General features: G+C 41.2%; 5 protein-coding genes. All 5 read right to left on the bottom strand.

Annotation, left to right across the window (positions count from 1 at the left end; genetic code table 11):
* Positions 1–4,974: DUF6531 domain-containing protein (locus tag RUM_RS05700; RefSeq protein WP_041326291.1), on the bottom strand; the 4,974-nt coding region annotated here is incomplete at its 3' end.
* A gap of 493 nt (positions 4,975–5,467) precedes the next feature.
* Positions 5,468–6,202, bottom strand: coding sequence for a hypothetical protein (locus RUM_RS05695; protein WP_015558234.1), 735 nt, complete (start codon positions 6,200–6,202; stop codon positions 5,468–5,470).
* A gap of 23 nt (positions 6,203–6,225) precedes the next feature.
* Positions 6,226–7,467: a beta-barrel domain-containing protein gene (locus RUM_RS05690; RefSeq protein WP_015558233.1), complete on the bottom strand. Its 1,242-nt coding sequence runs from the start codon at positions 7,465–7,467 to the stop codon at positions 6,226–6,228.
* Positions 7,460–9,589, bottom strand: a complete 2,130-nt coding sequence (locus RUM_RS05685) for a peptidase domain-containing ABC transporter (RefSeq protein ID WP_015558232.1) — start codon at positions 9,587–9,589, stop codon at positions 7,460–7,462. Before RUM_RS05685 ends, RUM_RS05690 begins: the two co-directional genes overlap by 8 nt.
* Before the next feature lie 77 nt (positions 9,590–9,666).
* Positions 9,667–10,816, bottom strand: a 1,150-nt coding sequence (locus RUM_RS13170; protein WP_147645641.1) for a calcium-binding protein, incomplete at its 5' end; no start/stop codon positions are given.

Genomic DNA, 10,816 nt, shown 5'->3' with positions numbered 1-10,816 from the left:
AGATATGGTAGAATTGCCGGATTTCGTGATGAGGTTCGTGATTTTGTTTGCACTGTTATAAGTGTAAGTGGAAACTACGCCGTTTGCCTGCGTTTCACTTGTCTTGTTTCCATTGGCATCGTAGGTGTAGGAAGCGGTTTCAGTGTTGCTCTCCAGAACTTTTACGATTCGCATTTCTGCATCGTATTCATAATTTGTAACAGAATACAACAGCAAGTGTGCATAAACGACCAGTTGCTTTTCTACATAATTCGAAACGCCTTCATAGAAATAGCCCTTGAAATTCGGACCCCATTCCTTGGTTACTCTGCCCAGAGCATCGTACTCAATGGAAGTTTCTGTACCGTTGCTGGACTTGTTGGTCATCCATCCCATATTGTTGTAAGTATAGGATTTGGAAACATTTTTTGAACTGTCATCACAAACGGTATTGACTGTTAAAACACGATTCAGTGCATCGTAGGTATTGGTTGTTATATTGCCGTTTGCATCTGTAACGGTTAATACATTGCCGTTCAAGTCATAAGTAGTCGTGCCAGAATTGTAGCCTGTGCTGTCGGTGGTATTTACCAGATGTCCCCACGCATCATATGCGTAATTGGTGGTCATGTAGTCCGAATCATTTGCACTGTTCAGACCGGTTTCCATCTTGGTTTGAATACCGCCGTTGTTGTAGAAATACTTGGTGATATTCTTTTCACCGTTTGCTGTACCATCGCTCAGCGTTACCTGCGTCAGTAAACCCTGTGCGTTGTACTGATTTTCGGTCACACTGTATTTTGGCGTGCTTGAATCTTCCTTCTGAACTGTCTGAATTGTTTTAATTACATTTCCATTTTTGTCATACTGATTTTCCGTCACAGAATCCGTATCGGAATCAAAAGGCGTGTAAGTTTTGGTCACCTTATTGAGGTAATCATACTCATACTTTGTCGTATTGCCCAGTGCATCTGTCTGCCGTGCCAGCTGTCCGTTTGCATAATAAGCACTGGTACGCTTGATTTCGCCGTTGGTCTTTTCATATATCGTATGTTCTTTGATGTCAGTCAGCGTTTCTGTAATAACCTGTTTTTCTTCGGTAATGTAGGTCGTTTTTGTGGTTTTCAGACCTTTGCAGGAATGCGATTCAGAACTATTCAGTGCAGAATAAATATCAAAGCTATAGCCCGCAAATTCATATCCTGTTGTGGTCAGAATCTGCTTGATACCATTTTCACCGCTTTGGAAATAAGTTGCTTTTTCTCGCTGCAAGCCATCGTATTCCGTGATGTTCATGGAACCGTTCGGATTGATTTTCTTGGTCACCTGACCGTATGCATCATAAACATACGAAGTAACGTTGCCTTCTGCATCGGTTTCTGTCTTTTTGTTGCCGTCCGGATAGTAAGTTGTCAGTGTTCCATGACTCTTATCCGCAGAGTAATTCGGAGCATATTCCGCAGTTTTACGACTCAGCAAGTCATATTCTGCAATTGTTGTTGCCGGTGTGCTGCCTGTTCCATAATCTCTGGTAACCGTAACGTTATTGAATTTGTCATACTCATATTCTTTGACCGAATAAAGATTCTGTGAGAAGTCATAACTGGTCGTTTCTTTGGAAATCTGCAACTGTGCGTTATATTCATAAGAAACGGTATTGACAACGGTATCGCCGTCTTTCAGCGTTTTGGTCTTAACCAGACCTTTTCCAACACCGTCTTGATAATATTCATACTCTGTGACGTTCCCTTCCGGGTCGGTTGTTGCACGAATCAATCCGGCTACGCCACTGACATAGCTGTCTGCATAATACTCATGACTGGTAATCGCATAGCTGCTCTCGTTTGCTGCAAGATAAACAACCGGATCAAATCCGGAAGCCGTAACCGTGCCAATATCAGACTGAGAAAGCGGATGCAAACTGGAAGCTTCTTTGATGAGTCTGGTTCCGTTGGAATCATAGGCTTTGATGGTTGCATAACCCGATTCATCTACTTCTGCAATGACACTGTTTTTGCTGTTGTAATTGGCAAGCGTGTATGTGCCGTCTGCATTGGTTGTCTTTATCACATTACCATTGGCATCACGGTCATACTTGGTCGTATTCCCCATGATATCCACGTTTTCAATCATTTCATCGTACTTATTCTCACCATCGGAATCGGTACTGTAAGTGATTTTGTCTACTTCATAGGTCTGCCCGTCAGTCTCCACTGTGTTTGTCTTCACAGCATACTTCTCATCGTAATCATACGTATAGGTCTTGACCAGCGTATCATTGTCATATTCCTTCAAACCGGTCTGTTTGAATACTTTGTCATACGTGTAAACCTGTTTCAGACCAGACGCATTGGTCAGCCAATTCACAGAGCCGTTGTCGTTGTATGCGATCTGATCTGTCATCTCGTCATAGCAGTTTGTGATTTTGCAGAGTCTGCCGTTACTGTCATACTCATACGTCTCTGTGCCGCCGGAAACGCTGGTAGCGGAAATCAACTGAAAATCGCTGTTGTACGCATAGGTCACAGTTCTGTTTGCCGTGGTATCCTCAATGCTGGTAACACGAGAATGCTCACTGTTTCCGTTGTAGGTGATTTTGTAGGTTCTGCCGGTAGAATCGGTTACAATTCTCTGATTGTTGGACATTGCAGAAATGGTCAACTGATTCCCTTCGGCATCTTTTACCCAATCCAGCTCACCGTTAGAATTGAAATGATATTGCGACTGAGCCGCATTCGTAATCGTGTATTCATCACCGGATTTTGTCATGGTGCTGTGAGCATTCAGGCACTCAAATCCGCCGTTGCCATCATCCTTGAATGTGGTATTGGAACCATCCGGAAGAACTACTTGATAGTAACCGGTCGCCGGTTTTACGATTTTGGAAACATCAATATTAAAATCCCAGCCAATACCGAAGCTGCCTTCCTCATCGTTCATGGAGTTATAGGTTCTGACAAAATCAGATTTCACGCCCGGAGATGTGATACTCAAATCCGTAAAGGATTTTGTATAGTTACCGGTAGCGATATGTACGCCGTCACCGATTTCCCAGCCTTTGCGATAAAGCGTGTAATCCGGTTCGTCATAAGGTCTCCACCATGGTCTGAACCAGTAGTTTTCTGCTGTAAATTCATAAATCGGAATGATTCCGTATTCATAATCAAAATTAAAACGGCGTTCTGTATTGTAACTGCCGTCTTCATTATCGATATAGGTTTCCGGATTATCCCAAAGAATGGTTTGCTTTCCGCCGGCATATCCGAAAATGATGGATTGTGTGCCGGAAGAATAAATCGATTTTGCACCGGATTCTTCGTTGACAATCCAAGTAGAGCCTAGAACCCAAATTTGTCCGGCAGTCCATTTGCCTTCCATATCTTGAAGCGTAACATATGTCCAGTTTCCGCCAACCATCAGAATATCTGCATCATTGGTCATTTGAATGGTATCGTAGCAGTTCGCTTGTCCAAAATCGAAGCAATTTCCGATTACAACCATACCGCCATTGATATTCATCAATTGTCCGGTATTGCCGCCCCAACCGTCCGGAGAAGCCGTGCGGAATACCAGATTGTTTTCAATCAATAAAGCACCGCCGTTAACATCCAGTGTCGCACCGTTTCCATTCCAAAATTTCGGAATGTCCGTGGTGAAAGACATACAATCCGAAACATACAAGGCACAGCCGTTCAAATCCAAATCGGTATCATGCAGATTGAAGCTGTACGGAAAAGCTCCATCCGCTAAAACCGTAATGCTCTTTTTGAACGCATGATCCCAGTCCAAATCGCCGGAAGCAGCGTAAGCTGCTGTGAACCAAGCAACATCGGAATTCTCAATGGTTCCGTTGTTGTCCTTGTCCATGTACTCGTAATAATTATCGGAACGAGCCCTCAGCTTTGCTGCCTCATTAATCTGTTTTATGCTATCTGCATTGTAATCATCGGCGTTAACATAGATGTCACCGGTCATTTCATGGTTATATGCATAAACCCAAGATTCTGAATCTCTTACTCCGCTTAGCTCACTTTTGAAATTTGCAAGCTCCGACTCAGACGCACCGGATTCTTCTAAAAGCTCGTAATCCGTATCATTGATGACGCCGTCATGGTTGATATCAAGATCCAAAATACTCTGTGGTAGTATATATTGTTCACCATCATCAAGGTCTTCATAAAATGCACAAAAAGCATCCAAATCAGCTTGACTGATAGAACCGTCTCCATCGGCATCCATGCTCGGATTGAAGTTGCTATCGCCTCTGTATGCACCCAAACAGCTCTCTACATACGCCGAGTCACTAGCGTTGATTACATCATCGCTCCACTGATTTTCATGCTCTTCATTCCAAGTGGTATCGCCGGGCGTGAGCGTAACAGTATCCGTTGAACCGCCTGTTCCAACCTGAAACGCACCGGAGCCAAAATCCTTCAGATAGAACGGCAGATAGCCATCGCACTCGAACTTTACATGACGAACATCTCCGCTGTTGTCCGCCGTAACTGTGTATGAGCCGCCGTCTTCTACTTCAACACTGGCAACTTCATTCCAGTCACCGTCAAAAATTTTGACATAAATCGGCGTGTCATCCGATGCAGCGTGTCCGGAAACAACGCCTTTGCATACCTTACCGGTAATGGTCAGAGAACCTTCTGTTTGCACATCAAGCTGATGGATGAAATTTTTCGCTGTATAATCCTGCGTTTCCGCAAACGCAGTAGCTTCCTCATCCTCTTCACTCAATGCAGAAATCCCGGCTTCATCTGATTCCGGTGATGCGAAATATTCCACATCGCCAAGACCGGCAGTTGCCTCATCGAACTCTGCCGCAAGCTGGTCTGCATTTTTCGCTTCTTCAATTGCTTCAGCAGCTGAAGCAATTGAAGAAGCGTGCAAGACGCCTTGTGCCGCACCATCGCCGTAGATCATGACCTGTCCGACAAATACGAGAGACAGGGCTCCGGACAGTATTCTCGTTAATTTCTTGTTCACTTGACTCCTCCTTAGAATAGTTGATTTTTGTTTTCGAATAATGGGTACTCATGATTACAGTTAATCATAAGTGATGCTTAACGTGTAAAATTATCAAGTAACCAATGTGTGAGCGATACCCATAGAAACAATCATTGCAAATGATGACTTCATGATAATTTCCCCCCTTTGTGATTTGCAGCTGCAGCCCAAAAACGTTACTGTGCAAATTTATTTTGATGAGCTTTTCATCTCTAAAAATTATAGCATAATATTCGATAAAAAATCGGATTACGGCACGAACTGTATGACTTTTGGGTATAAAATGCAAAAATCGGAGAAAATGCAGTGTCTATTTCAAAAAAATCGTCCCTATCAAACTGTTATAGCAACAAAAAAACAGCCGCCGATATCAGAAAGCTATCGACGGTTATTGTTGTATAAATCTGTATGAGTTTTAAGGCGTTTCCACTCTAAAGTGCATTTATATTCTTTTAGAAACACTTTTTTGCACTTATTTTTCCTTGCGTTCCACAAGGTGAATAATCTTGAATAAGTCCATTTTTCTTATCAGCATGAAAGCAGTAATTTTAGATTGTTTATCATAGTCAAGAAGCAAAAGCATTCCATTTTGAAGAAAATAAGTATTGTCGTGAGCAATTGCATTTCGAATGTGCCGAAAAAAGCATTGCAACATGGTTTCACATTTTTTTACCGTTATTTCGAGTTCCATCTTACCATTAACTCTGGTGCTTGGATTATTAAAATTCAATGCTAATGCAATCCTAGGAACATCAGGTTTATAAATAGAAAGGATCTCATCTTTTTGTAATCCTATTTCATGAATAATCTCATCCGAGAGATACGATGCAAAAACCATCTCACAGTCAAGAGTTTTTTGAATCTCAGAAAACAAACTTCTTGTTGCAATCTTTTTATCCTTTTGCAGCCACTTGTGTTTGGTTAACTTTTCCTTCTGTATCTCTTCATCAGAAAGCGGATGCTGCAAATAGAATTCAAATAGCTGAATGATTTCCTCTTTGGAAAAATCAGAATCCACCAAACTGCATTTGTATTCTAAAACGGGTTGCCGTACCGTTTGATCTCCGATATAGTCCATTTTTACAGAGTTTTTACAGTAAAAGCTATTGATTTGCTCATATGGAATAAGAATCGTTTTTGTATTCTCTTGCTGACCTTCTTGTAAGCGTCCACTGATCTGCTGCGAACTTTTTTCTTTTACAGACATTTTTATTCCTCCATAAATGCAATCTACTTTTCTTTCAAACTTTCCCCAAATCCTTTGATAATCGGATCGAGGAAATATTCCATTACGGTACGTTTATCGGTCTTGATCTCTACGGTTCCGGATAAACCGGAAATAACATGAATTTCTTCATTGCTGTTTTCAATTTCGAGTTTCACAAGATAAACGCTGCCCAGCTGTTCGCTCACAAAAGAACTTGGACTGATATATTTCACCGTTCCGGATACAGTACCGAACTTGTTGTAGGGATAGGCTTCCAATTTGATTTCCGCTGTCATTCCTTCCTCTACATCTGCGATATCCATATTTTGTACATAGCATACCATTTCGACCGACGTATCGTCCGGAACAATTGTCACCAATTCCTGTGCGGAAGTTACCGTTTCTCCGATTGTATTAACAGAAATGCTGTTCACATAACCGCTCACCGGTGCTGTAATATCCTGATATGCGATCGATAATTGATATTTTTCCAAATTCGATTCAATCTCAATCAGCTGCGTATCGTTTTCTGAAATCTTGGAATTAATCTGGGCACTATACTGTGTCTTCGTATCATTGATTTGTAAATCAGCTTGTTCCACTGCCAATGCATACTGCTGATTGATTAGCTTCTGTGATTCTGCTTCTCGTTCCGTTCCGTTTGCCTGATATTCTTCCAGTTGTAATTGTCCGATTTGCTGATTCAAATCCGCATTGCTTTTTTCTTTTTCTAAATTAGCAAGTGTGTTTTTATAACTGGTATCTGCATCTAAAATTGCTTGTATGTATGGCTGCAATTCCGCATCATAATCAGAGACTTTGATTGCAGAAACATCTTCTCCGGCTTTGATTTTTTGATAGATTTTTTGCTGCTCCTCTAAAATTTTCTTTTGTGATTGCAGCTGCTTTTCATCAACATCCAGCGTTTCCGTATTCAGATGAATCAAGACATCGCCGGCTTGTACATATTCGCCTTCTTCTATATTAATTGCCTCTACAACGCCTCCGGCATAAGATTGCACTACATTCAGATTTCCAATCGGCTGTACACTTCCGCTGGAAGTTACCACAACATCAATTTTTGATAAACAAGCCCAAATTACAGCGGCAATGAGAAGTGTAAAGACACCAAGAATAATAACGGTTCCGGCTTTGTGAGCAGGTCGCTCGATAATTTCCAGCAGAGACGGCATAAAATCATATTTTAATTCTTTATCTTTTTTTCGGCTATGTTTTAGAATATATTCGGTAATCGGATTATTCATCAATATCTCCTTTCTGCTGCTGATTGTACAGATAGTAATACAAACCTTTTTGCTGCATCAAATTTTCATGGGTATCGTATTCCGCAAGTGTGCCTTTCTCAATCACCATGATTTTCTGTGCATCTTTTAGCGTAGACAGCCGATGTGCAATGATCAAAACCGTTCTTCCTTTGCAAATTTCTTTCAGATTGTTCTGAATTATGCTTTCTGATTCATAATCCAAAGCAGAAGTAGCTTCGTCAAAAATCAAAATTCTTGGATTTGCTAATATTGCTCGTGCAATCGCCACACGTTGTTTTTGTCCTCCGGAAAGTCCCATTCCCTTTTCTCCGATAATCGTGTCATATCCATTCGGCAGCTCTAAAATAAAATTGTGTGCACCTGCAATTTTTGCACAATGGATGATTTGCTCCATGGATGCTGTCGGCATATGAATGGAAATATTTTCTGCCACTGTTCCATTAAACATAAAATTCTCCTGCAGAACGACACCGATTTGTCGGCGAAGCATTGCAGGATTGACAAGAGAAAGATCCATGCCGTCAACAGAGATTTTTCCGCCTTCCGGAAGATACAACCGTTGTATCAACTTAGAAATCGTGCTTTTTCCGGAACCGCTTCGTCCAACAACGCCTACAATCGTTCCCGGTTCAACGGTAAAGCTCATACCTTTAATTACTTCTCCGCCTTTCGGATTATACCGAAAATGCACTTGATCAAATACAATTTTTCCTTGAATACGTGGCATAGACGTTTGATTGGCATTCAAAATCGGTTCCGGAGTTGTATTAAAAATATCACCAATCCGCTTTACGGAAAGGGAGGCTTGCTGATATTCCTGCCATAATTGAACCAATCGCAAAACCGGACCGCTAACCCTGCCGGAAAGCATTCGAAACGCTACAAGCTGACCTACTGTAAAGTTACCGTCCATCACTGCCTTTGCACCAAAGAACAAGATTAGAAGATCAAATACTTTTTGAATGAATTGTCCGGTTGTTCCGGCAGTTGCAGACACCATAGAAGTTTTATAACTTGCTTTTACATAATCCGATTGCAAATCGCTCCATTTTTTCTCGAATTTCGGCTCCAATGCGTATGATTTTACCGTTTGCACACCGGTAATTGATTCTACCAGAAAGGATTGTGTGTTTGCACCGGTTTCAAATTTTTCATCCAATCGCTTTTTAAATAGCGGAGTTACAACAGCGGACAACACTGCATAAACCGGAATGGAGCATAGCACAATGACGGTCAGCATTTTACTGTAGCAAAACAAAACTACGATGTATACAATGATAAAAATCAAATCTATCATAGAGGATAAGGGTGTACCGGTTAGAAAGTTACGAATACTATCCAATTCCCGTACTCTTGCCACCGTTTCTCCGACTCGTCTGGATTCAAAATATTTTAATGGCAGTGCAAACAGATGCTTGAATAGTTTATAGTTAAGCATTACATCAATGCGATTTGTTGTATGCGTAAATACATAATTCTTAGCAATCCCTAGGATTAATTCGTATAGATACACAATGCCAATGCCGATTGTCAGAACGTTTAATGTTGAAATACTATGATGCACTAGGACTTTATCCACAACAACCTGCGTCATAACCGGAGTCAGGATTCCCAGAATCTGAATCGTGAAAACAGCAATCAATACTTGAATAAATTCTTTCTTGAACTTCAAAATCGTAGGAATAAACCATTTGAAGCTGAAAGCAGCTTCTCTGTCCAGAATACCTTTTTTGGTAATCAAAATTGCCGTACCGTCCCAAATTTCCGCTAATTCCTCTTTTGATTTTATTTCCGGCTGTGTTTTATCAGCAAACAATACCATGAATTTATCTTCCTTGGATTTTGCGATAATAAAGAAATCTTCCTTTTTATCCTTTGCAATAATCGGAGATTTTACATCTTTCAATTTCTTTAAATTCAACTTGCACAGCTTTGCCCGCATCTTCAGTGCTTTTGCGGATTGTATCAGTTCCAATTCACCGGTTTGCTTTTCTTCCTCTAAAACAGACAGATTCTTTGCTTGTTCCTTGGTGATGGGAACCCCAAGAAATTTCATCACAATCAAAAAGCAAGTGAGACCGCTGTCTTGTTTTTTCTCCATATTTCGACTTCCTTTCAAAAAAAATATGCAGCAGCTAAATGCCACTGCATATTTCTCACTTTTTATAAATATCAAAATTACTGCACCTGAGAAGCCCCAACCAGCAGTTGATTCATTACAGAAACATCCGTTGTAGGATCTACAATATCCATGCTGTCGGAAATGGTATCTTCTGTTGCAAATGCAGACATATTTTCTGCCAGAATCATTACCTGCAAGTCTGTTTGATCGGCAATTGAATCATCATCATAATCAGACACACTTTCAACTGCATCTCCATAAAGCTGTACTTCTTCCTGCACAACTTCCGGATCTGACAAACTGTCTTCTTCATATAGGCTGCTCAATTGGTCTGCGGCAGACTGTATCTGCATCTCATCGCTGCTTTCTGCAGTAGCTACGGTTGATTCTTCTGTTGTTAGGGAAACTGCATCTGCAATCGAAGATTCAACTGCATTTGCTGCAGGCTGATCCAATTCCAGTTCCCATGTATCTTTATTGACTGTTCCGGTTGCTCCGTCTGCAAATTCAAAGGTGTATCCATCCTGATTCCACTTATAGCCATTGATGGTCAGTTTATCACCGGTACTATTCACAGTCATTTCCAGTGTGGAATCCCACAAATTTGAAACTGTCACATCATCGGAGCTGACATCTTTGAACATAACTTTACTGCTTCCGCCCAAATCTTCAATGGTATCGTTTCCGTAACCCTTTCCAAAGATATATGTATCATTGCCATTGCCGCCATAGAGCCAGTCATCGCCTTCTCCGCCATCCAACGTATCGTCTCCGTCATTTCCATACAGGTAGTCATTTCCGGAACCGCCATACAAATTATCATTGCCGCTGTTACCGGTTAAATTATCATTGCCGCCTTCTCCGTACAGAGAATCTCCGTTTGTGTTGGATATGCTCAGCCAGTCAGCACTATCAGAACCATGCAAAGACTGAATCAATGCAGAAACATCAGTGCCATTGATATTGAAATTGTAAAAATCATAATACTGCATCAAAACCAGTGCATCTGAGCCAAAAGAAATGGTTAAATCGTTACCGCTGCGAGAAAACGTTGCAGAAGAAACGTCCAATCCGGATAACTGAATGGTGTTATATCCGGCAGCATCGGAAATCGTATCCACACCATAACCGGCTTTGAAAATGATCGTGTCATCTCCGTGGTCGTCCTGAATGAAATCATTTCCTAAACCGCCATCAATGATATCG

It is taken from the genome of Ruminococcus champanellensis 18P13 = JCM 17042 (genome assembly GCF_000210095.1).
GTDB lineage: Bacteria > Bacillota > Clostridia > Oscillospirales > Ruminococcaceae > Ruminococcus_F > Ruminococcus_F champanellensis.
Note: the sequence above shows the minus strand (reverse complement) of the source record. Positions and strands in the feature narration are given on the sequence as shown.

Excerpts from the sequence above, each read along its gene's own strand:
- RUM_RS05695 (WP_015558234.1), bottom strand. The coding sequence starts at position 6,202 with ATGTCTGTAAAAGAAAAAAGTTCGCAGCAGATCAGTGGACGCTTACAA.
- RUM_RS05690 (WP_015558233.1), bottom strand. The coding sequence starts at position 7,467 with ATGAATAATCCGATTACCGAATATATTCTAAAACATAGCCGAAAAAAA.
- RUM_RS05685 (WP_015558232.1), bottom strand. The coding sequence starts at position 9,589 with ATGGAGAAAAAACAAGACAGCGGTCTCACTTGCTTTTTGATTGTGATG.